Annotated in this window: 19 protein-coding genes; 7 read left to right on the plus strand and 12 right to left on the minus strand. The window is 55.3% G+C overall.

All coding sequences use genetic code 11. From position 1 onward, the window contains the following. Nucleotides 1-32: 32 nt before the first annotated feature. The 3 genes from NNL38_RS19290 (at nt 33) to NNL38_RS19300 (ending at nt 4,261) form a co-directional block, all read left to right on the plus strand. On the plus strand, nt 33-1,388 hold the full coding sequence (locus tag NNL38_RS19290) for an FAD-dependent oxidoreductase (RefSeq protein ID WP_255392068.1): 1,356 nt from the start codon (nt 33-35) through the stop codon (nt 1,386-1,388). A 10-nt stretch (nt 1,389-1,398) separates the two neighbouring features. Further along, nucleotides 1,399-2,523, plus strand: a complete 1,125-nt coding sequence (locus NNL38_RS19295) for a mandelate racemase/muconate lactonizing enzyme family protein (RefSeq protein ID WP_255392069.1) — start codon at nt 1,399-1,401, stop codon at nt 2,521-2,523. Between the two features lie 100 nt (nt 2,524-2,623). Then, nucleotides 2,624-4,261: a BCCT family transporter gene (locus NNL38_RS19300; protein ID WP_255392070.1), complete on the plus strand. Its 1,638-nt coding sequence runs from the start codon at nt 2,624-2,626 to the stop codon at nt 4,259-4,261. Between the two features lie 580 nt (nt 4,262-4,841). On the opposite strand, the gene NNL38_RS19305 is transcribed toward NNL38_RS19300, so the two are convergent. The 3 genes from NNL38_RS19305 to ohrR form a co-directional block, all read right to left on the minus strand. Further along, nucleotides 4,842-5,201 carry a diacylglycerol kinase gene (locus NNL38_RS19305; RefSeq protein ID WP_255392071.1) on the minus strand — a complete coding sequence of 120 codons (360 nt, stop codon included), beginning with the start codon at nt 5,199-5,201 and terminating at the stop codon, nt 4,842-4,844. Nucleotides 5,202-5,474: 273 nt separating this feature from the next. Next, complete coding sequence (locus NNL38_RS19310; protein WP_255392072.1) at nt 5,475-5,906, minus strand: universal stress protein; 432 nt, start codon at nt 5,904-5,906, stop codon at nt 5,475-5,477. Nucleotides 5,907-6,084: 178 nt separating this feature from the next. Continuing rightward, nucleotides 6,085-6,573 (minus strand): transcriptional regulator OhrR, encoded by a 489-nt coding sequence (gene ohrR, locus NNL38_RS19315; RefSeq protein WP_439651424.1) that lies wholly within the window; start codon nt 6,571-6,573, stop codon nt 6,085-6,087. A 131-nt stretch (nt 6,574-6,704) separates the two neighbouring features. Between ohrR and ohr the strand changes: the two genes are divergently transcribed. Next, the gene (gene ohr, locus NNL38_RS19320) at nt 6,705-7,127 is read left to right on the plus strand and encodes an organic hydroperoxide reductase Ohr (protein ID WP_255392074.1); all 423 of its coding nucleotides are present in this window, start codon (nt 6,705-6,707) and stop codon (nt 7,125-7,127) included. A 136-nt stretch (nt 7,128-7,263) separates the two neighbouring features. On the opposite strand, the gene NNL38_RS19325 is transcribed toward ohr, so the two are convergent. The 9 genes from NNL38_RS19325 to NNL38_RS19365 form a co-directional block, all read right to left on the minus strand. Then, entirely contained in the window at nt 7,264-9,138 is a 1,875-nt protein-coding gene (locus NNL38_RS19325) for a propionyl-CoA synthetase (RefSeq protein WP_255392075.1), read from the minus strand. Between the two features lie 40 nt (nt 9,139-9,178). Beyond that, entirely contained in the window at nt 9,179-10,369 is a 1,191-nt protein-coding gene (prpF, locus tag NNL38_RS19330) for a 2-methylaconitate cis-trans isomerase PrpF (RefSeq protein ID WP_255392076.1), read from the minus strand. Nucleotides 10,370-10,381: 12 nt separating this feature from the next. Continuing rightward, complete coding sequence (gene acnD / locus NNL38_RS19335) at nt 10,382-12,967, minus strand: Fe/S-dependent 2-methylisocitrate dehydratase AcnD (protein ID WP_255392077.1); 2,586 nt, start codon at nt 12,965-12,967, stop codon at nt 10,382-10,384. 128 nt (nt 12,968-13,095) lie between these two features. Then, complete coding sequence (prpC, locus tag NNL38_RS19340; RefSeq protein ID WP_255392078.1) at nt 13,096-14,256, minus strand: bifunctional 2-methylcitrate synthase/citrate synthase; 1,161 nt, start codon at nt 14,254-14,256, stop codon at nt 13,096-13,098. Between the two features lie 304 nt (nt 14,257-14,560). Beyond that, a complete protein-coding gene (prpB, locus tag NNL38_RS19345; protein WP_255392079.1) occupies nt 14,561-15,439 on the minus strand; it encodes a methylisocitrate lyase in 879 nt (292 codons plus the stop codon). Next, a complete protein-coding gene (locus tag NNL38_RS19350; protein WP_255392288.1) occupies nt 15,436-16,113 on the minus strand; it encodes a GntR family transcriptional regulator in 678 nt (225 codons plus the stop codon). Before NNL38_RS19350 ends, prpB begins: the two co-directional genes overlap by 4 nt. A gap of 325 nt (nt 16,114-16,438) precedes the next feature. Next, nucleotides 16,439-19,192 carry an immune inhibitor A domain-containing protein gene (locus tag NNL38_RS19355; protein WP_255392080.1) on the minus strand — a complete coding sequence of 918 codons (2,754 nt, stop codon included), beginning with the start codon at nt 19,190-19,192 and terminating at the stop codon, nt 16,439-16,441. A 108-nt stretch (nt 19,193-19,300) separates the two neighbouring features. Then, entirely contained in the window at nt 19,301-19,600 is a 300-nt protein-coding gene (locus tag NNL38_RS19360; RefSeq protein ID WP_255392081.1) for a hypothetical protein, read from the minus strand. 415 nt (nt 19,601-20,015) lie between these two features. Continuing rightward, nucleotides 20,016-20,966 (minus strand): LysR family transcriptional regulator, encoded by a 951-nt coding sequence (locus tag NNL38_RS19365; protein WP_255392082.1) that lies wholly within the window; start codon nt 20,964-20,966, stop codon nt 20,016-20,018. Between the two features lie 114 nt (nt 20,967-21,080). On the opposite strand from NNL38_RS19365, the gene NNL38_RS19370 reads away from it, so the two are divergent. Genes NNL38_RS19370 through dctP form a run of 3 tightly spaced genes read left to right on the plus strand, consistent with a single transcriptional unit; the run spans nt 21,081 to nt 23,938 of the window. Beyond that, the gene (locus NNL38_RS19370) at nt 21,081-21,563 is read left to right on the plus strand and encodes a TRAP transporter small permease (protein WP_255392083.1); all 483 of its coding nucleotides are present in this window, start codon (nt 21,081-21,083) and stop codon (nt 21,561-21,563) included. A gap of 3 nt (nt 21,564-21,566) precedes the next feature. Beyond that, the gene (locus NNL38_RS19375; RefSeq protein WP_255392084.1) at nt 21,567-22,865 is read left to right on the plus strand and encodes a TRAP transporter large permease; all 1,299 of its coding nucleotides are present in this window, start codon (nt 21,567-21,569) and stop codon (nt 22,863-22,865) included. Nucleotides 22,866-22,879: 14 nt separating this feature from the next. Beyond that, nucleotides 22,880-23,938, plus strand: coding sequence for a TRAP transporter substrate-binding protein DctP (dctP, locus tag NNL38_RS19380; RefSeq protein ID WP_255392085.1), 1,059 nt, complete (start codon nt 22,880-22,882; stop codon nt 23,936-23,938). Nucleotides 23,939-23,986: the final 48 nt, after the last annotated feature.

The raw sequence follows: 23,986 nt of genomic DNA on the forward strand, positions 1-23,986 counted from the left end.
ATGACTATCAGTTATCTATTAGCGAGGTAATCATGAAAGATTGGAACATTGTTCGCCGTTTTGAACAAATGCCGGATCTCCCAGTTCTGGCCGAAGTGGATGTCTTAGTCATTGGTGGCGGTGCTGCTGGCGTCGCTGCTGCGGAAACTGCCGGCTCTATGGGGAAAAATACCTGGTTAATTGAAAAATATGGTTTTTGCGGCGGTGCTGCGGTGGCCGGACTTTCAGGCACAATTTGTGGCATGTTCATGGCGTCAGATGATGAGCATGCTCAGCCAGAACAAGTCGTCTTCGGCTTCACTGAACGGTTCAGGCAAGCACTCAAAGTGCGAGGTGGTGTGACTGAACCACAAAAATACGGCAAGACCTATACAGTCACTCACGATCCATTGATGTGGCGTGAAGTGGCCGACGACTTTCTGGAACAGGCAGGAGTCACAACACTGTTCCATACCGCGGTCACTGGCGTGATCATGGATAAGGACACCTTCAAAGGTGTTGTGATCGAGTCCAATGCAGGTCAAAGCATCATTTTGAGCAAGATGATTGTTGATGCTTCAGGTGATGCAGCCGTGATCGCACGTGCCGGGATGGATTATTACTTTGGTGATAACGGCCGTATTCAAAACCCGACGATGTTCTTCCGCATTGCCGGTGTCGACATGGAAAAATACCTCGACTACTACGGTGATGACACCATCTGCCCACCGAAAGTCACCCAAAATATTCTCGCAGCCAATGAAAGTGGTGAATACGATTTACCTCGCCACAAAATTTGGATCTTCCCGACCACCCGCCCGGGTGAGCTGATGGTCAATGCCACGCGTCTTGCAGGACAAGATGGCCGCATGCTGAACGTGATTGACCCGAAAGACTTCACAGAAGCGGAAATCTTCGGTCGTCGTCAGGTGCGCGATTATGCCCGCTTCCTGAACAAATTTGTGCCGGGCTGTGAAGATGCCTATGTCGTCGACACTGGCGTCGAAGTGGGTATTCGCCAGACGCGCTCAATCGTTGGTGTCGAAACCCTAACTAATGATAATGTCATCAATTGCGAGAAGCGAAATGATGGTATCTGTCGTACACCCTGGCCAATTGAGCTGCACTCAGGCGACAAGCCTAAGCTGCATTGGCTGCTCAATGACTACTACGACGTACCTTACAACACGTTGGTCCCCATTGTTGGTGAAAACATCATCGCTGCCGGGCGCTGCTTAAGCGCAGAACACGAAGCCCTTGCTTCGGCTCGTGTCACGGCGCAGTGCTTTGAATACGGGCATGCTGCGGGGATCGCGGCGGTCAAAGCGATTAATGAAAACAAACGTATCCGAGACCTTACGGGCGAGGAAATCCGCGCAGTCATGATTAAAAACGGCAGCGCACTATAAGGAGACACCCATGAAAGATACCGTGATCAAACGAGTCGAGTTGTACGCTGTCGCAGACCGAGAGGCGCCGCCAATCCCTTGGGCCGACAACCAAGAGCCTCTTTTATATACCAATAATATCGTTCGCATTATCTGTAATGATGGTACAGAAGGTGTCGGGGCAACGATCAGCTATACCGAAAATGACTTTGACCGCTGCATTATCGAAGCGATGCGGACCATCGTTCCAGGCCTCATTGGCAAAAATCCCTTAATGACCGAAGCGCTATACAGCTGGCTACAGGCACGCTGCACTTGGGGTGGCCTTCCGGCAAAATCACCGATTGATATTGCCGCTTGGGATATCAAAGCCAAAAAAGCCAACATGCCGCTCTATATGTTGCTTGGCGGCGCACGCCACAAGATGAAATCTTATGCTTCGACGCCGATGTTTGACACCGTTGAAGAATACTTTCCGTACGTCGACGACTGTATCGAGCAAGGCTTCACGGCAATCAAACTGCACTGCTACTGTGTTTATGAAAAAGACGTCAAATTAGTGAATGCGATTCAAGCGCGCTACGGCGACACTGGGGTTCGTTTCATGCTTGATACCGCGACGTTCTATACCCCGGCCGAAGCCATGAAGATGGCCAAGCTGATGGAAAGCTATGATTGGGAATGGCTGGAAGCACCGGTTTCTGACTATGACTACAAAACATACCAGCGCCTGGTCGACAAGACAGACCTGGAGATTTCCAGCCATGGTAACTGCTTACTCACCTTGCAAGAAGTAACCTATGCTCTCGGGAATGGGTTTTGGTCAGACGTTCGTCAGGATGCAACGGTTTGTGGCGGGATCACTCCGCTGAACAAATGCTTTGCGATTGCCGAAGGCCACTCTAAAACCCTGGAGATCCAAAGCATGGGTTACACCATCACTCAGGCAGCAAACCTGCATGTCGCACTGGCACACCACAACTGCAAGTACTTCGAACAGTTCTACCCCTACGAGAGTTTTGAACTGGCATCGAAAACCCAAATTCGTACCGACCGCGATGGCTACGTTCATGCGCCGGAAGGGAATGGCCTGGGTGTCGAAATGGACTGGGATGCAGTCAAAGAAGCCTCAATCGCAAGCTACGTTTTCGAATAATCAGAAGGGCGGTCTCGCTGATGACATAAAGCCCTCATAACGTGAAACATGCCGTGTGAGCTTGTTCGAGGCTCACACGCTACAGACTGGACAAAATACTATGAAAGGAATAACAGAAAAAAACCTCGATCGCCCCGCAATTGGGCTATCACTGCTTGTTGTTCTCGCAGTCTCAGGTTTCTTCTTAAATGACCCGGACAGTGCAATCAACATTGCTGGGGACATCTTTACGCTGATTGCCTACAACTTCGGTACGCCGATACTTTGGTATGCTTTCGGACTGGTCGTGATCGCCGTTTACTTTATCTGTTCTAAGTACGGCCACATTCGTATGGGCAACGAAAAACCTGAGTTTTCCACCTTCGCTTATATCACCATGATGGCGCTGGCCGGGGTTGGTTCAGGTACTGTCTACTGGGCATTTCTTGAATGGTCTTACTATATCAAGACTCCGCCATTTAACATCACACCAGATACGGTCGAAGCTACAGAATGGGCAGTGACCTATAGTCTGCACCACTGGGGGATCACAGCCTGGGCAATTTACGCGATCACGGCGATTCCTGTAATGTACTCGTTCTACATTCGTAAAAATCGTTCACTCAAGCTGAGTGACATTATTATGTCGATGATGAAGAACCCGACCGCCGCGAAATGCATCGGCCGTACTATCGATATTCTTTACCCAATCGCAATTGTCTTCAGTTTGATCATTGTGCTCGCACTCGGCGTACCGATTATTTCAGCTGCAGTCTCTTTACTGCTGGGCATTGAAGATACACTGATGCTCAAAGTTTCCATGATTGCTATTGTGGCGGCGCTGCTGACTCTGAGTTCATTCCTGGGAATCGAGAAAGGCATGCAAAAGATCAGCAGCTACGGCACTTACTTCGTGGTTGGTCTGGCGCTTTACCTGCTTTTGTTCGGCCCGACTCAATTCATTTTGGAAAATACCAGCTCTTCGGTCGCAATCTGGGCACAGAACTTCATTAAAATGAGCCTGTATACCGATGCGATTGAACAGGCAAAGTTTCCTCAATCGTGGACCGCATACTTCTGGGCTTACTGGATGATCTTCATTCCGCTGATGTGTGTGTTTGTCACAAAGGTATCGAAAGGCCGCACCATCCGTGAAGTGATTGTCTGCATGATTGGCGGGGGGACCGCAGGTATCGCGGCACTGTTCTCGATTGTTGGCTCATTTATGATGAAGACACAACTCGACGGCAAAGTCGCGATCAGCCAGATTGTCTCTGAAGGTCAGGCAAGCCAGGCAATTGTGAATTCAATCGGTACATTGCCGCTGTCCTCCATTGTCTTGGTGGTATTTATTATCTCCACCTTCCTGCTGCTCGTCACAACAATGGACGGTTCTGTATTCACGGTGGCATGTAATACCCAGAAAACACTGGATGAGAATGCCAACCCGTCGACACCGCTGAAGATCTTCTGGTGCCTGGTCATTGTCGCCATCCCAACGGTCTTCATTATTGTGAATGCGCCGGTTTCTTCAATGCAGTCTGCAATCCTGATTTTTGCACTGCCGCTGTTAGCACTGACAAGCTTCATGCTCTACAAGGTATTTGGCTACATGCGAGAAGATTATGGCCATCTGACCGCATTAGAAATTCAGCAGATGCATCAACTGGAAAGTTCGGTTGAAAAATCGTCGGAAAAAGCAGGCGGCACGCAAGCTGCACCTGCACTCAATCAACTAGGTGAGCAGCAGAATCTGTAAGCACCTGTTCAGACCTAAAAAATCGCCGTCTCCAGGGGCGGCGATTACGGACAGCGTACCTTCCCTATCTTTCCTGCCAAATCTGAGTACAACCTTTCAGTTAACACAAAATACTAATTGATTAAGTCGATAGCCTATCTTTTCTTTAAGAAAAAGTAGCTCAATACAAGGCGAAAACGTCACGCAGAAACTGTCAGGCAAAGTCTCGCAATGAAGAGAACAACAATTGCCATCAGCGTTTTTTAACGCTGACTTATTGATATCGAAATGTGGGTAGGTAACAGACGGCATGGAGTAAAAGTTCAAGGTGAACGATATCCACATAAATATGGGCCTTTCAATGACCCGAAACTTGGCAGACACCAGGCTGGATATTCACCCCAAACTGGGATATTGGAAGCAGATTGTAGAGTACATTCTCTCATCTGATCCCGGGAAAATCACTGCTACCGTCGATCAAACTGGCTGGTACTTCAATCGGTTTGTTACACCCAGCTGGGCAGCATACCGGTCCGGGTCAATTCCAGCGTTAACATCGAGCCATACCGGCACACGATGCTGGCAAAAAGACGAGACAACATCAGACGAACAGAATCACTGCCCAGATCAGCCCAGCCAGTAGCATTGAGACAAACACCGCCGCGGAGCCGATGTCTTTGGCCCGGCCGGAGAGCGCGTGGTAATCATCGCCCACCCGATCCACCACCGCTTCGACTGCAGAGTTCAACAGCTCAACAATTAGAACCAAAACCAAACTCGCCACCAGAGCCAGTTGCTCCAGCTTCGTCACCGGCAGGAAGAATGTAGCCGGGATCACCAGGACCATAATCCAGACTTCCATTCGAAACGCTTCTTCGTACTTCCAGGCTGCTTTCAGCCCCTGAATGGAATAGCAGGTCGCATCATAGACCCGCTTTAACCCTGTCTCACCCGGCTTCATTCTCTACACTCACTTCCCAATCAACATCACAGAGCATCATATGCCATGAAGCCAGTACTATCGAGGGGCCGCCGCCCCGAGACGTGATCCCAGCCAGCAAAAGCAACCGCTTATACCAATCACAATCAGTCAGTGGTCAGAAATAGCGTCGGAAAAATGCTTGAGAACAAAACGGCATTTTTCGATAAGTAGTGATTCTACACTCAAAAACTTTAACGCAGTGATCGAGCGTTTTAACAAGCTAGGATGACCCCTGATTGAGGACGATTGGTATTAATCGTTGAGCTTCAGCAACAGCAAATCACAGGGCATCTGGCGCACCAGCGGCTCGCTCGGGGACAGGAACAACTGACGGAACAGATTACACTGGTGATGCCCGAGCACCAGCAAATCCACTTCGAACTGTGAAATGGCCGTGATCAGTTGATCTTCAAGATAGCCGGTATAGAAGAGGTGTTTATACAGGGGGTAGTTGGTGCCTTTGAGCAATCGCCGCATCGCGGCAACAGACTCATAATGTTCGCTTTCATCGATATTCACCGCATCATATTCGCGCACGCCAACTTCGAGGTGGCCCAAATCCGGGTCCATATGGATCACACTGAACAGGGCATGGTGAATCCGCGCCTGCTCTGCCGCTTTCGAAATCAGATATTCAGCGTATTCATCCAGGTTTACCGCCAGCAGTAAATGCTTGTATCCCATGACAACCTCCTTACAGACTGCAGCGCCACAGGCACACCGGTCAACGCCCGGCCGACCGATGCCTACACAAACCATAGAAGAGAATGCCGCAAAGACGTAGTTTTATTGCCGGATATCCCGCCGTAACACCAGCAGCCAGACCAATCAGTCAGCATCGCCTCTATCCGGCATTGACATGCTAACTCAGGTTCTCGACCAACTTTTCACAACTTTGTTTCAACTCAATCAGCTCATCGAGCGGCATGGCACTCTTACAGAAAATAGCCGCCGGGATTGTTTCTGCCTTCGCTTTCAGCGCGTCGCCCTGCTCGGTCAGAAACAGCTCGCGCACCCGCTCATCTTTTTCGCTGCGACGACGACTGACCAGGCCTTTGCCTTCCAGTCGTTTGAGCAGTGGTGTCAACGTACCGGAATCCAAATGCAGTCTGGCGCCGAGATCCTTCACGTTGATGCCGTTTTCAGACCACAACACCATCATCACCAGATACTGCGGATAGGTAAGCTCCAGCTCAGCCAGAAGCGGGCGATAAGCCCGGATCATCGCATTCGCCGCACTGTAGAGGGAAAAACAGACCTGTTTTTCCAGCACTAAATCAGACGCTTTGCCTTGTGTGAGGGTTTGTGTCTGCTCTTGTGATGTCGCCTGGGATCGGCCCTTGTCTGCCATTGTGATGTACTCGCCAAAAAGTAAATTGCGCACAATATACTTGCCTTCACCCGCAAGATCGAGTTAAGATTGTAAGCAATTAAGTTGTGCACAACCTAAATTACTCACCAAATCCCAAAAAAGGAGTCCACATGACGACGCTATACACCACCACCGCCACAGCATCTGCCGGTCGAAACGGTCAAGCCAGCACCGATGACGGCAAACTCAACGTCAGCCTGAGCTACCCGAAAGAAATGGGTGGCAGTGGCGAGCACACCAACCCAGAACAGCTGTTTGCCGCCGGCTACGCGGCTTGTTTTTCCAATGCCGTGCTCCACGTGGCCCGGGAAGGCAAAATCGCCCTCAAAACAGCGCCGGTCTCAGCTCAGGTCGGCATCGGCCCCAATACACAAGGTGGTTTCGCCCTGACCGTCAGCCTGGCCGCCACAGTGGATCTACCACAGGATCAAGCCATCGCCCTGATCCGAACCGCCCATGACGTCTGCCCGTACTCCAACGCGGTCAAAGGCAACATTGACGTAAAACTGAGCGTCAACGGGGAAGCGCTGTAACACTGGCAAAAGCCTGCGTTTTCAAGCGATAAAAAACCGCCCGGCCGATGCGGATCTCCCCATCAGGCCGGGCGGTTTACATTGTAAAGCGGCAGCCTGAGCTTGCCGCTTTGCGGTCTCTGGCACTTGAAGCGGGTTATTCCAGCACCCGGGCCAACTCGTCCAGAGAGGACGGGTCATCAATGGTTGAGGGCACCACGTACTGCTCACCATCGGCAATCTGGCGGATCACCCGGCGCAGGATTTTACCGGAGCGGGTTTTCGGCAACCGGTCGACGATGATAGCCTGCTGAAAGCACGCCACCGCGCCGATCTCCTGCCGCACTTTCTGCAACAGCGCCTGCTCGATATTACCGTTCTCTGAGACAAAACCGTCTTTCAGCACCACCAGCCCGAGCGGCAACTGACCTTTGAGCTCATCATGGATCCCAATCACCGCACACTCTGCAACGGCTTCATGGCTGCCAACTACCTCTTCCATCTCTCCGGTCGAGAGCCGATGGCCGGCGACGTTGATCACATCGTCAATCCGGCCCATCACGAACAGGTAGCCGTCTTCATCGATATAGCCGCCGTCTCCGGAGACGTAGTAGCCCGGAAACTGGCTCAGATAACCGGACTCAAACCGGTCGTGATTACGCCACACGGTCGGCAGACAGCTCGGCGGCAACGGACGTTTGATCGCGATATAGCCCTGCGTATTGGCAGGCTGTACCTCTCCCAGCTCGTTGAGCACCTCAACCTGATAGCCCGGGATCGGCTTGGTCGCGGAGCCGGGCTTAACCACAAAACGCTCCAGCCCCAGCGGGTTACCGGCAATCGCCCAACCGGTTTCGGTCTGCCACCAGTGATCCACCACCGGACGCCCGGTTTTCGCCTCGACCCACTCCAGCGTCGGCGGATCCAGCCGCTCGCCAGCCATGAAAATCGTGGTCAGGTTCACCATCGGATAATCCTGCAGGAACGTCCCGTCCGGATCTTCCTTCTTGATCGCCCGAAATGCTGTCGGGGCCGAGAACAACACCTTCACGCCGTACTCATCACAAACCCGCCAGAACGCGCTGGGACCCGGGGTCCGGACCGGCTTGCCTTCATACATGATGGTGGTACAGCCATAAATCAAAGGGGCATAGACAATGTAGGAATGGCCCACCACCCAGCCGACATCCGAGGCCGCCCAGAATACATCCCCCGGATCAACGTGATAAATCGTCGACATGCTGTAGTGCATCGCCACCGCATGGCCGCCGTTATCCCGCACCACACCTTTAGGTTTACCGGTCGTACCTGAGGTGTAGAGAATGTAAAGCGGATCAGTCGCTTTGACCGGGACACAGTCATGAGGCGTCGCCGTTCGCATCAGGGCCGACCAGTCTTTATCCCGCGCATGATGCAGGTCCGCCAGGCACTGCTTGCGCTGAAAAACCACCACATGCGCCGGCTTCCAGCGACTGTCCATCACCGCCTGATCAACCATCGGCTTGTAGGGGATCACTTTACTCACTTCCACCCCGCAGCTTGCGGTGATCACCACTTTCGGCTCGGCATCTTCAATCCGAACCGCCAGCTCGTTGGGGGCAAAGCCACCGAACACAACCGAGTGAATCGCACCCAGACGAGCACACGCCAGCATCGCCATTGCCGCTTCCGGGATCATCGGCATGTAAATCACCACCCGATCCCCTTTCTCGACGCCCAGCTCGGCCAGCATCCCGGCGACTTTGGCGACCTGATCCCGCAGCACCCGGTAGGTATAGCGGGCTTTCTGCCCGGTGACCGGCGAGTCATAAATCAACGCCGTCTGATCACCCCGGCCCTGCGCGACATGATGGTCCAGCGCCAGGTAAGCCGTGTTGAGTTCACCGTCGGCGAACCAGCGCTCGATGCCGTGTTCGTCCTGACTCAGAATCGTTGTTGGAAATTGAAACCAGGCCAGATTCTCGGCCTGCTGCTTCCAAAAAACTTCCGGCTCTGCGGCCGATAAATCAAATGCTTCCTGATATGCAGACATATTGCTTCCTCCAGTATGTCTCGATCATCTCCAACCGCGCTCAGGCCACCACTTCTGCGGGCACCCGGACGAATCCTTCCATCAGGATCCGCGCACTACGGCTCATGATGGCTTTTTCCACCACCCAGTCCTGGCCCACAACCCGTGCCTTTGCCCCCACCTTTAAGGTGCCGGACGGATGGCCGAAGGTCACCGACTCCCGCTCACCGCCGCCGGCAGCGATATTCACCAGGGTTCCCGGGACACAGGCCGCGGAGGCAATCGCGACTGCCGCAGTCCCCATCATGGCGTGGTGCAACTTGCCCATCGACAACGCCCGCACCAGCACATCAACATCCCCCGCCGCAATGGGCTTACCACTCGACGAGACATAGGTTTTCGGCTCGGCCACAAAGGCAATCTTCGGCGTATGCTGACGGCTCTGCGCGGCTTCCAGCCGCTTAATCAGCCCCATTTTCAACGCCCCGTAAGCCCGGATCTGCTCGAACATCGCCAGCGTTTGTTCATCATTGTTGATGTCATCCTGCAGCTCAGTGCCGGTGAACCCAATCGCTTCGGCGTCGATAAAAATGGTCGGGATCCCGGCATTAATCAGCGTGGCACTAAAGGTGCCGACGCCCGGCACTTCCAGCGTATCGACCACATTCCCGGTCGGAAACATCGACCCTTCGCCATCAGCCGGGTCCATAAAATCAACCTGGATTTCAGCCGCCGGAAACGTGACCCCATCGAGTTCAAAGGCCCCGGTTTCCTGCACCTGACCCTTGACAATCGGTACATGGACCACAATGGTTTTGCCGATATTGACCTGCCACACCCGCACCGTGGCAATGCCGTTTTCCGGCAAGCGCTCTTTGGCGATCAACCCGGCATGGATCGCGAACGGGCCGACCGCCGCAGACAAGTTGCCGCAGTTGCCGCTCCAGTCGACAAACGGCTGATCAATCGATACCTGACCGAACAGGTAATCCACATCGTGGTCCGCATGCTCGCTTTTGGAAACAATCACGGTTTTGCTGGTGCTTGAGGTGGCACCGCCCATACCGTCAATCTGCTTGCCGTAAGGGTCCGGGCTGCCAATCACCCGCAGCAGCAAACGGTCGCGGGCTTCGCCGGGCACCTGAGCCGCCGGGGGGAGATCTTCCAGATTAAAAAACACGCCTTTGCTGGTGCCGCCACGCATATAGGTGGCAGGCACTTTGACTTGTGACGCTGACACTGTCCTTGTCATACTGCTCTCCCTTTACTGAGCCAGAAAATCTTGCGCGAAGCGCTGCAACACGCCACCCGCGGTATAGACATGCACTTCATCAGCGGTATCGAGACGGCATGTCACCGGCACATCGACTTTCTCGCCATTGGCACGGGTGATCACCAGCGCCAGCTCAGCCCCCGCGGTGATCTCGCCAACCACGTCATACAGCTCGGTGCCGTCCAGTGCTAACGTATTGCGGTTGACCCCGGCTTTAAACTGCAGGGGCAGCACGCCCATGCCGACCAGGTTGGTGCGGTGAATGCGCTCGAACCCTTCGGCAACAATGGCTTCGACCCCGGCCAGACGCACTCCTTTGGCGGCCCAGTCGCGGGACGAACCCTGACCGTAATCGGCCCCGGCCACCACAATCAGCGGCTGCTTGCGGTTCATGTAGGTTTCAATCGCTTCCCACATCCGCACCACCTTACCTTCCGGCTCAACCCGCGCCAGCGATCCCTGCACCACCTCGCCGTTCTCTTTGACCATTTCATTGAACAGTTTCGGGTTGGCCAGTGTCGCCCGCTGCGCGGTCAGGTGATCGCCGCGGTGGGTGGCGTAGGAATTAAAGTCCGCTTCCGGCACCCCCATGGAAGCCAGATATTCCCCGGCCGCGCTGGAAGCGAGAATCGCATTGGAGGGTGATAGGTGGTCGGTGGTGATGTTATCACCCAGAATCGCCAACGGACGCATCCCCGACAAGGTCCGCTCCCCGGCCAGCGCGCCTTCCCAGTATGGCGGGCGGCGAATGTAGGTACTCATCGGACGCCAGTCATACAGCGGATTGCTGTTGCGGGCTTCGTCATCGAGTTTGAACATCTGGATGTAGACCTGATTGAACTGCTCCGGCTTGACGTACTGGCCGACCACTGCATCGATCTCTTCATCCGTTGGCCACAAGTCATTGAGGTAGACCGGATTGCCCTGCGGGTCTGTGCCCAGCGCATCACGCTCAATATCAAAACGGATCGAACCTGCCAGCGCATAGGCAACCACCAGCGGCGGGGAAGCCAGAAACGCCTGCTTGGCATACGGGTGGATCCGGCCATCGAAGTTGCGGTTCCCGGACAGGACTGCGGTGGTGTAGAGATCGCGCTCGATAATCTCTTGCTGAATTTCCGGATCCAGCGCGCCACTCATGCCGTTACAGGTGGTACAGGCATAACCGACAATCCCGAAGCCCAGTTGTTCCATTTCCGGCAGCAATCCGGCTTCTTCCAGGTACAGCTTGGCGACTTTCGAGCCCGGCGCAAACGAAGTCTTCACCCAAGGCTTGCGCACCAGCCCCAGGGCATTGGCTTTCTTGGCCAGCAACCCGGCAGCCACGACGTTGCGCGGATTACTGGTATTGGTACAGGAGGTGATGGCGGCAATAATTACGGCGCCGTCCGGCAATTCACCGGCTTTTTCTTCCCACGGACCGGCAATGCCCCGCGAGGCCAGCTCTGCCGTCGGCAGGCGACGGTGCGGATTCGACGGACCGGCCATATTGCGCGCCACTTGCGAAATATCAAATTCCAGCACCCGCTCGTACACCGCATTTTGCAGATCATCGGCCCACAGCCCGGTTTGCTTGGCGTATTGCTCCACCAGTTTGACTTGCGCCTCATCGCGACCGGTCAGCTTCAGATAATTAATCGTCTGTTCATCGATATAGAACATCCCGGCGGTGGCGCCATATTCCGGCGTCATATTGGAGATGGTGGCCCGATCGCCGATGGTGAGATCTTTGGTCCCTTCGCCGAAAAATTCCAGATACGAGGACACCACCCGCTCATTGCGCAGGAACTCGGTTAAGGCCAGCACAATATCGGTGGCAGTAATGCCCGGCTGGCGTTGGCCGGTCAGTTTGACCCCGACGATATCCGGCAAGCGCATCATGGACGGGCGGCCCAGCATCACGGTTTCGGCTTCGAGGCCTCCGACACCAATCGCGATCACGCCCAGTGCATCGACATGCGGGGTGTGGCTGTCGGTCCCGACGCAGGTATCGGGATAGGCAATCCCGTCCTTGGCCTGGATCACCGGCGACATTTTCTCCAGATTGATCTGGTGCATGATGCCGTTCCCGGCCGGGATCACGCTGACGTTCTCAAACGCAGTTTTACACCAGTTGATGAAGTGAAACCTGTCTTCATTGCGGCGCTCTTCGACAGCGCGGTTCTTGTCAAACGCCTCCGGGTCAAACCCGGCGTGCTCCACCGCGAGGGAGTGATCGACAATCAACTGGGTTTCCACCACCGGATTCACTTTAGCCGGATCGCCGCCTTGCTCGGCAATGGCATCGCGCAGGCCCGCCAAATCAACCAGGGCGGTCTGGCCCAGAATGTCATGGCATACCACGCGCGCCGGATACCAGGGGAAATCCAGATCGCGCTTGCGCTCAATGATTTGCTTCAAACTCTCCGTCAGCCTGTGCGGATCGCAGCGCCGGACCAGCTGCTCGGCCAGCACGCGTGAGGTGTAGGGGAGTGTCTCGTAGGCCCCGGACGCAATCGCATTGACGGCTTCCCGGGTGTCAAAAAAATCGAGTCCGCTGCCGGCCAGCGGCTTACGGTATTGCGTATTAATCTTCATTGCTTCCCTCCGTGAGTCTTGTGCTCACAGACGCTTTCAGACGACGTTCAGGTCTTGATACTCCCCCGGGCATCTGCGCCGGGGGGAGGGATTGGCGGGACTCCTTGGGTGGAGTCTGCTGCGGCGTGTTATTTCCGCGCTTCGATCGGCAGCCACGCTTGCGGCTCCGGCCCGACATAGTCGGCGCTCGGGCGGATGATGCGGTTGTTGGCGCGCTGCTCATACACATGGGCGGCCCAGCCGGTTACCCGACTCATCACAAAGATCGGCGTGAACAGCTTGGTCGGGATCCCCATGAAGTGATAGGCCGAGGCGTGGAAGAAATCGGCATTACAGAACAGATTTTTCTCGCGCTTCATCACCTGCTCTACCCGCTCGGACACCGCATACAGATGGGTATCACCCACATCGGCAGCCAGTTTTTCCGACCATGCTTTAATTAAAGCATTACGGGGATCAGACTCGCGGTAAATCGCGTGACCAAAGCCCATGATTTTCTCTTTCTTTGCCAGCATGTCCATGATCCCAGCTTCCGCTTCATCCGGCGTCTGCCACTGCTCGATCATTGCCATCGCCGCTTCGTTGGCGCCGCCGTGCAGCGGACCACGCAGGCTGCCGATTGCCGCGGTAATGCACGAGTGCAGATCCGACAGGGTCGAGGCACACACCCGGGCGGTAAAGGTTGAAGCGTTAAATTCATGCTCGGCATACAGCACCAGCGAGCAGTGCATCACTTGTTTGTGCAGCTCAGACGGCGCTTTTCCGGTCAGCATTTCCAGGAAATAGCCGCCGATGCTGTCCTGATCGCTGCTGGCGGTATCAATCCGCACCCCGTCGTGGCTGTAGCGGTACCAGTAGCAAATGATGGCCGGCAGCATTGCCAGCAGGGTGTCGGTCTTGCTTTCCTGCTCGGAAAAGTCCAGTTCCTGATCCAGGTTGCCCAGCATCGAGCATCCGGTCCGCATCACATCCATCGGATGGGCATCGGCCGGGATTTCTTCCAGCACTCGACACAGCGCCGGTGGCAGACCACGGGCCTGTTTCAGCACCTGCTTGTAGCCATCCAGCTCGGCCTGGGTCGGCAGCTTGCCCTTCAGCAGCAAATGCGCCACTTCTTCGAACTCGGCATGATGGGCTAAATCTGTGATGTCATAGCCACGGTAGGTTAGCCCGGTGCCGCTTTGCCCCACGGTACACAGGGCCGTTGTCCCGGCGCTCTGTCCACGCAGACCGGCACCACCCAATTGTTTGTTATCCTTTCCCTTATCAGCTACGGCTAACGCAGTCATAGCAGACTCCTTATTTGTTCACGTTATCCAACGCCTGGCATCGGTTACGACGGCTAATCACCTTCGCTTTGATAGTCAGGCAGCGACTGTTTCCAGCGTTTGGTTTGTTATCAAAATAATTAATCTGGTCTTCGCAACGCGCGGCGTTGCGGGTCTTGCTGCGGAGGACTGACAAGGCGGACACTACGAGCCGCACGCCACAGGGCAAAGCAACTCGTCACACCTTCTCTCCATTTAATTATGCGCTTTATTTTATGGTGCGCTTTGGCGACCGAACGGCGACTCCCTGCCATTCAGCGTTCAATCACTCGCCCTTTTGCTGATCGAACAGCTGGTCGAGTTTTTTCTCATAATCATGGTAGCCAAGATAATGGTAGAGCTGCTCACGGGTTTGCATCTGATCGACCACGTTGCGCTGGTGGCCGTCTTTCAGCAGATGCTGATACACATTGAGCGCCGCCTGATTCATTGCGCGAAACGCCGACAGCGGATACAACACCATGTCGACCCCGCACTCGGCCAGCTCATCACGGCTGAACAGCGGGGTCTGGCCGAACTCGGTAATATTGGCCAGGATCGGCACCTTCACCGCCTCGGCAAACTGCTTGTACTGCTCCAGGGTATTGATGGCTTCCGGGAAAATCATGTCAGCCCCGGCTTCGACGCAGGCTATCGCCCGCTCAATCGCCGCGTCCATCCCTTCGACTGCCAGGGCATCGGTACGGGCCATAATGACAAAATCCGGATCCACGCGGGCATCGACCGCCGCCTTGATCCGATCGACCATTTCATCCTGGCTGACTATCGCCTTGTTCGGGCGGTGACCGCAGCGCTTCTGCGCCACCTGATCTTCCATGTGGACCGCCGCCGCACCGGCACGCTCCATCTCTTTAATCGTCCGGGCAATATTGAAGGCGCCGCCAAAACCGGTATCAATATCCACCAGCAGCGGCAGGCTCGAAGCCGCGGTAATACGGCGGACATCTTCCAGCACATCGTTGAGGGTGGTGATCCCGAGATCCGGCAAGCCGTACGAGGCATTGGCAATCCCGCCGCCGGAGAGGTAAATGGCCTGGTGGCCGACCTGCTCCGCCATCATGGCGCAGTACGGGTTGATCGTCCCGACCACCTGCAATGGCTGGCTGGATTCAACGGCCTGGCGGAAGCGTTTTCCTGGACTCATGACACTTTCTCCTTGTCCTCAGTGAGTTGTTGTTCGATTAGCAGTCGGCTGCGCATGATGTGCCGGCGCATCAGCATTTCGGCCAGCTCGGCATCCCGCTCGCGCAAGGCAGACAGCAGATGGAAATGTTCGGTCAGCGCCTGCGCCGGGCGGGAGTGCGAGCGCTGGGACTGATGGCGGTACATCCGTAGCAAATGATAAAGCTCATCGCACAGCAGGCCGATCAGGGTGCTGTTGCGGCTGGCCTGGATGATCCGGTAATGAAAGTCAAAATCCCCTTGCTGATGGAAGTACGACGCGCCTTCCACCTCCTCGATATGCTGTTTGTGGGTATCGAGCAGTTGCTGCAGGGCATCGATCTCGGCATCGGTAATATGCTGGCAGGCCAGGCGCACCGCCATTCCTTCCAGCGCTTCGCGAACCGCGTAGATCTCCACCAGTTTTTCCCGGCTCAGGGCAATCACCCGCGCGCCGACATGAGGTACCCGCTCCACCAGGCCGAGGGATTCCACCCGCATCATGGCTTCGCGCAGTGGCCCGCGACTGACGCCGAAACGGCGTGACAGCTCCGGCTCGGAAATTTTGCTGCCGGCAGAAAACTGTCCTTTCACAATCAAATCAATCAGCTGCTCAGTCAGGTTTTCCGACTTGGTCAGCTCCTTGGCCGCAGCCATAGCGAGGGTGGACTCACCTGCGGATGCTTTCACCTGATTGTCGACATCGCCCGGGGCGACGGCTTGTTCTTTCATCATAACTGTCAACAATTTCTTAAGTTAAGAACAAAAATAGCGCTTAAAGTGCCATCAATCAAGGAGGATTGTTAACAATAGGCGTTAGACCTTAGTCTAGATTGTCGACAATGTGAGGGATAGCCAGAAAAGAAGCCGCAAAAACAGGGACCCGACAGGCAGATTGTCAACAGCAGAAAAAAACCGGCCTGGTCGGCCGGTTTGACGTTCAAGCGAACGCATCGATCACGATGCGCTCTCCGGAACAAGGTTAGATATCGAGCATGATGGTCTTGCGGGCTTTTTTGCCCTGATTGTCAGTGACCACTAACTTCACTTTCTGCTTGCCGCGTTGCTCAAACAGGTGGAATGCCACCACACCTTTTTGCACGCTGCCGTCCGGGAAAACCCATTTGGTATCGACAATGTGGCCATCCGGGTCACTGCTTTCCGACCACAGCATCGCCATCCGGCCCAGGTTGAAATAACCTGCTTCGGCAACCGGCTTCTGGTTGCGCGGCTCCAACTCAACCATTTGCTGGGTAGTGCTGGTGGCGCCGGCATCATCGGTGACGGTCAGGGTCACGGTATAGCGGCCAAAATGCTGATAGCGATGCGATGGATTGGCCTCGGTACTGGTCGCACCGTCACCGAAGTCCCACAGCATGCTGGTAATTTCACCGTCGCTGTCCAGGCTCTGGTTGACGAAATCAACGCGCTTGTGACGAGACATATGGGTGAACTTCGCTTGCGGCGCTTCGTTATCTACCTCGGCAGAAATCCGGATCACACCGTATCTGTTGTCGTCTGCCTGGCTCACCACATCAATCGAAATCCCGAACTGCGCCAGCTGACGACCAGCATCCGGGATCTCCGGTGAGGTATAGTCTGCGCCATCGTTGAACGATGCATTAGCAATCAGGCTCGGATCTTCCAGCACATCATCATTATTGACCAGACGCAGCGGGGCCTGATCCTGCAGTGAGAATGCCGCATCGCGAACCTGGTAGCGGGTGGTTGCCGGCTCACCGGATTGTGACCATTTCAGGGTAGCCTGATCAGCATCCACAACGCCTAACCAGCCTGCGCCTGGGTGCTCGCCGACCCAGTTGTCGGTCATCGACTCATCGACATACCAGACAATCAGACCCGGTTCGAAGGTCATCAGCTGACCCATGCGCTTGATGTTCGCCAGACCCTGGTCGACATCCTGATGACTACGCCATTGCAGCAGGTAGTACTGGTCCGCTTCGTGGAAGCCCTGGTTGCGGGTATAACCGGTGAAGACAAACTGATCTTCGGTTTCCGCATCCGCGCTGAACACCTCAGCATCATCTGCAGTGATCACCATCTGGTCGAGGTAGAAACCTTCTTCGGTCAGGCCGCCATCGGTGATGTAGTCAAAGCTCAGGGTGATCGTTTGTCCGGCCCACGGGGTCAGATCAAACGAGGCATCGGTCCAGCCTTCTGACGAGCCGGTCACAGCCGGCACCAGGCCGGTATTGAGCGGATCGTTCATGGTGGTGATTGAGCCTGAGATCGGCTTGCCGTTCACCAGCACGCGGGCGAAGTCATAATCGGTTTCAATCTGGAACCAGGCCTTGAAGTCCAGCGAGATCTGACCGGCCGACGGCAGGCTGATTTCGCGGCTCATGCTGGTGCGCAGATCGTCGCCTTTCTGCGAGTAGAACTGGTAGTCCCCGGCAAACGGGGCTACCCCGTCGACCTGCTTGCGCGGCAGATCAATGCGCACCAGGTTCATGGCGTCATTATTCACCGTTTCCGACAGGGTGATGGTGTGTGACTGGCCTTTCAGCTCCTCCAGCGACAGAGTGCTGTCGAGGATCCAGTTGCCGCCGATGGCTGATTGAAGGAAGGTTTTCGCCCAGGCACTGAATGCAGTCGGCTGGGTCCCGCCAATCTGACCGGCCCAGCTGCCCGAAGACATGATCGACCAGTAAGACACCGGCTCACCCTGACCGGTATACTTGGTATCATACTCATCCGGCAGTCCCAGATCGTGGCCGTATTCGTGGGCACAAACCCCAGCCGCGGCATCAATCGGCTGAATCGTGTAGTCAAAAGCCGCGTACTGACCGTTAAATCGGCCCGGTACCTGGCTCGACGTCCCGGCCAGAATATGTGGCTGGCCCAGATTGAAACGGTGGGACCAGATCGCGTCTTCATTCAACACCCCGCCACCGGCTTCTTCACCGACCGACGCATGGAACACCATCAGGTGGTCAATCACGCCGTCCGGCTCACGGAAATTCCCGTCACCATCGTAGTCGTAGCGATCTTCAATATCGTAATCGGCCAGATTGACATTCGGATCTTTGGCCAGCTGATCCAGCGCTTCACGCACCAGATCCTGCGCACGCAGATCGTTATCTGTGGTTGGCGAGTTGCCGCCGTAATACGCCGCGTTCTGGCTCGCCCGGTACCAACCGAAAGCCTGACCGGACACGCTATACGTGTTGCCGGACTCCTGCTCGTAATACTGACGCATCGAGATCAGATTCTCGCCGTTCGGGCCGGTGTGTCCCTCACCGGAGAACAGCAAGTTCTGGTAGTGCTCGCTCGGATAGCTGTCATACAGCATTTCCGTATGCTCAGCGGTCAGGCGATTGTCATCCCACGGCAAATCCGGGAAATCGACCAGCAGGGCCAGCACTTTGTCGGTGCGTTTCTGGCTCAGATCCAGCGCGAAGATACTCGGACCATGGGCATGACCCGGCATTTTCATCTGCTTGAGCACATTCGCCCGGTTGAGCAGCGCCTGTTTGTCAAACTGCGCATCCCCATGGAAGCCTTTGTTGGCCTTCTTGGCCAGGTAAGCTTCCAGCGCTTGCTGCTTCTGCTGACTCGTCGCGTCGGGGGCAATGTCCCCGCGCTGGATCAGCATCTCGATCAGCTTCTCTTCATTGGCAATGGCCAAGTCCGCAGGCGTTGCCGCGTGGGCAGACGCCGTTCCTAGCAAAGCAATCAGTGACGTTGCGATTGCAGTTCTTTTTATGCTTATCATTATTATTCCTTTTATCAATGATAATGTTGTGCTGTCTTAAGGGTGCAGCAACCCGACTTCGCCGTGGCGAAACTGAAAAATGCAATCATCCGGAGCGATTCGGGGCTATCAGCCCGAGTTTGATGTCGGCGTAAGATGCTGCGTGATCGCGGCACGCCCGATACAGGGAGTGTCTTTCTTTTCAGACACTTCTTTCTCGGGGGTTCCGGCAGGCAATTTTTGCCGACGATGTTTTTGATTGAGGTAGATTTGCAGCGCCTGTTGCTGTTCGTGCGCGGTCAGTCCCTGGCAGATCACCCCACGGGCAATCAGCGAGCGAATCATTCGCTCATCATCGACAACGGCAGTTTCCGCAAGGGTAAAACCTGAATAAACAGTAACATAAAGTAGAATTAATACTCGAAACACGGCTCGACATCCTGTCCGGCTAACGTGAGTTGAACCTAATTTAGGGCGATTACCAAAGAGTTTCAACGCTCTGGGTGTCATTGGTTAAATAAATGTTAATGGTTAGAACCATCATCACATTATCAACAATTCAGGTCATGATACCTTGTCAAAACCCCAAAAAATGTCTTATTTAGAAGACATCACGCTGCGCCCCATTGGTAGGTACATCACCGCGCCGTAAACCCGACCGGACGGGCCTCAGATTGCCTTGAGCGCATGGGATGAGCACAGAAATATGCTTCTAGACGATGTGGATTCAGGAAAAGCAGGCAAGGCCCGCACGATGAATGTTGCGGACTCCTCCTGCACAATATGCGAACAATCTCACATCTGGCAGCGCCGGTACAATACCCGGCAGTCCCTCCAATCGGCGCTAGAATCCGGTGCTGGAGCCCGGCGCCAGGTATTCCTCCAGACCGGCATTTTTCAGACCGGCATAGATATGATCCACAAACGCCTGCGCCAGACGGGACAAGGGTTTGTGCGACGGGGTAATAATCGCATGTTCAAAAATTACGTCCGGCGCAAACGGGCGAAACACCACTGCGCCCTGGCCGGATTTACTGATGGTGTAGCTGGCCGCACTCATGGGATCGCAAATCGAGCAGCACAGCTGATGCTCAACAAACTCAAAGCCGGAGATGTAATTTTGCAGTTCAAACCGCGGATGGTAGCGAGCACCCTGCTCTTCGAATAAAAAGCGCACCAGCTCACTGGTCGGATGCTGGGCAAACAAAGTCGCCAGCGGCACATTGTCGAGATCGGCCGGAGTGATCACCGCTTTCCCGGCCAGCGGGTGATCCCGGTGCACCGCACAGACCCCTTTGAGCCGGATCGGCTCAACATTGATCGACTCCCGCTCCTTCGGCATTTCCGCATAGCCGATGTCATATTGCTGCGCCGCTACCCAGTCATGCACAATCATCGAGCTACGCATCATCATCGACACATTCACTTCGGGCCGGTCTTTGACAAAGTCAGCAATCACGTGCGGCATAAAATACAGCGACGCCGCCGGCATGCAGGCCACCCGCAGGTTGCCCCGCGACAGGTTCTTCACTTCGGCCATCAGCTGCGCCGCACGTGTCAGGCGCTCTAAGATTGCATCCGTTTCTTCGAGCAGGAAAAACGCTTCCGGCTTGGGGATCAGGCGCCCTTTGTTGCGTTCAAACAACTTAAACCCGAGTTCGTTTTCCAGGCTGACCAGCATCGCACTAACGGCCGGTTGGGTGCGGCACAGGGTGCGTGCCGCCACGGAAACCGAGCCAGAGCGCATCACGGTTCTGAATGTTTCCAACTGCTTAATCGAGAGATTGGTGTCCATGCCATACCCTATAGGAAAAATTTATGGAATCAGAGAAATTTTAAATTTGTTTCTATTGGTTGTCAGCATTAGATTAACAACGTATTCACAAAAGCAACAATAAGGAAATGTGCTGTGGAGCGATTGTTCAGATACCTGCTCACTGCGCTGATGGGCATTGTCGCCCTGACGCAGTTTGTGCAGGTGATAACCCGATACATCTTCGAGGTCCCGATCATGGGACTGGAAGAGTCCGTCATCATCCCAACCCTGTGGCTCTACATGCTGGGTGCAGTGAACGCCTCGCGGGAAGATACCCAGATCCGGGCCAATGTGCTGGAGATTTTTATCAAGACCGAGCGCGGCCACACCATCCTGGCACTGGTTGGGGAAGTGATCAGTTTTGTGATCTCCCTGTGGCTGACGTACTGGGCCTGGGACTATTTCAAATATGCGCTGCGGGTGTGGAAGGAGAGCCCGACCCTTTATATCCCCACTTTTTTCCACGAGTGCTCGCTGTTCCTCGGCCTCGCGATGATCACCGGCTTTATCGGCCTGCACATCATCCGGCTGGTGCGCCAGCTCAACGCCCCCAACTATTCGACAGAGAAGGCTTAAACCATGGTTGAAGTTGCACTATTTGCGGTAGGCGCGCTGGTCCTGCTGCTGACGATTGGCGTGCCGTTGCCGTTCTGTTTCGGCGGCGCCCTGATGATCATGACCTACTTCGGCGAGATGTCGATGAAAGGCAATATGATGTGGGGCACCGGCCAGCTGACTAACCCGATCCTGCTAGCGATCCCGTTGTTTGTGTTGTCCGGCACCATCATGAGCCAGAGCGGCATCGCCGCCAGTTTGCTCCGGTTCGTCAACGTCTTCGTCGGCCATATCCGTGGCGGACTGGGCATTGTCGCCTCGGTCAGCTGTGCCATCATCGGCGCCATTTCAGGCAGCGGCCTGACCGGCGTAGCCGCCATCGGCCCGCTGCTGATCCCGGAGATGGAAAAGCGCGGCTACCCGCGTGCCTATGCCACAGCGCTGATTGCCAACTCCTCGATTCTGGGGCTGTTGATCCCGCCGAGTGTAACCATGATTGTCTACGGCTGGGTCACCGACACCTCGATCCTGGCCTGTTTCCTGGCCACACTCGGTCCCGGTCTGCTGGTCACTTTTAACTTTGCGGTGATCAACCTGCTGATGGCGCGCAAGTTCCCGCTGGTGCTGGAAGAAAAACTGCCGTTTGGCGACATGCTCAAAGAAGCCTCGTCCCGGACCGTGCATGCATTCCCGGCGCTGCTGATGCCGGTCATTATTCTCGGCGGGATCTACGGCGGCATCATGACTCCGACCGAAGCCGCTGCCGTGGCGGTGATTTACGCCATCCCGGTCGGCTTTATGATCTACAAAGGCCTGAGCTGGAAGTCACTGCTGGCCTCGGGCAAAGAGTCCGCCACCGCCGTCGGCTCGATTATGTTCATGATCCTGTTCAGCCTGATCCTCAGCCAGATGTTCGTGGTGGAGAATGTGCCGCAGGAGCTGGTCGATGCCATTTTCGGTATTACCGAGAACAAAGCCCTGCTGCTGATTTTCATTAACTTCATGCTGTTTCTGGTCGGCATGGTGGTCAACGACATCACCGCCATCATCCTGATTGCGCCGCTGCTGCTGCCGCTGATGACGGCCATCGGCATCAGCCCGATCCAGTTCGCCGCCATCATGGGCGTGAATACCGCGATGGGTGGCGTCACCCCGCCCTACGCTTCGATTCTGTACCTCGGTGCCCGCATCGGCAACGTCAAGTTTGCCGAAGTCGTTGGCCCGGCAATGACGCTGATCCTGTTCGGCTACCTACCCGTGGTGATTCTGACCTCGTTCTGGTCTGACTTATCACTCTTCCTGCCAACAATGTTTGGCTACTGATCATAAGGATATTGATGATGAAATTGACAGGTAAGTTCACCCATAGCTTCAAACTGAACAAAATCTTCAAGCTGAAAAAAGCCGCCTACGCCTTGCTGCTGGCCGCCTCGGCGCTGAGCGCACTGCCGGCAACGGCCGCAACGCTGAAAATCAGTCATGTGCGCCCGCAAGGCACCGTGATCGATCAGGATGTCAAACGCATGGGTGAAGCACTGAAAGCCGCCACAGATGGTGATGTTAAACTGCGCGTCTATGCCGCCAACGCCCTCGGTGACTACACCCTGGTACAGGAGCGTATTTCAGTCGGCGCCATCGACATGGCGGTTCAACCCGCCTCAACCGCCACCGACCGCCGGATGCAGCTGGGCCTGCTACCGTATCTCGCCACCAACTGGGCTGAAGCGCAGGCCATTTACGGTGACGGTGCCCCGGTTCGCGAAGCGATGGAAAAACTGTTTGCCCAGCAGGACATCACCCTGCTGGCCGCCTACCCGGTCTATTTCGGCGGGATCTCGCTCAACCGCGACGCCGTTGAGCCGGGCCAGCCGGATGTCAGCAAGGGGATTAAATTGCGGGTACCGCCGATCAAAAGCTTCCAGTTGCTGGCAGACAACGTCGGTTACATCGGCTCGCCGTTGCCATTTTCTGAAGCCTTCACCGCGGTACAAACCGGGGTCGTCGACGGGGTGATTGGTTCGGGTGCCGAAGGCTATTACGCCTCGTTCCGCGATGTGACCCAAACCTATATTCCGCTCAATACTCACTTTGAGATCTGGTATCTGATGATTAACAGCGAGCGCTTTAAGGACCTGTCAGACAGCGAACAGGCAGCACTGAAAACGGCCGCAGCCGATTTCGAGCAACGCCGCTGGCAACATGCGGAGCAGGATCAGGTTGCGAACGAGCAAAAACTCGCAGCTAACGGTGCTGAAATCATCAAAGTCAGTCCGCAACAACTGGCGCAAACCTCAGCCAAAGTGCGCAGTACTGTGTGGCCGGAGATCCTGAACGATATCGGTGCCGAGTGGAGCCAGTCGATTTTAGATCAGGCGCTGGAAAAGACCCCGAATTAATCCTGCACCCAACCGACGGCGGGGCGCCTGCCCCGCCACTGCAACCCT

It is taken from the genome of Photobacterium atrarenae, assembly GCF_024380015.1.
In the GTDB taxonomy this organism is placed as follows: Bacteria; Pseudomonadota; Gammaproteobacteria; order Enterobacterales; family Vibrionaceae; genus Photobacterium; species Photobacterium atrarenae.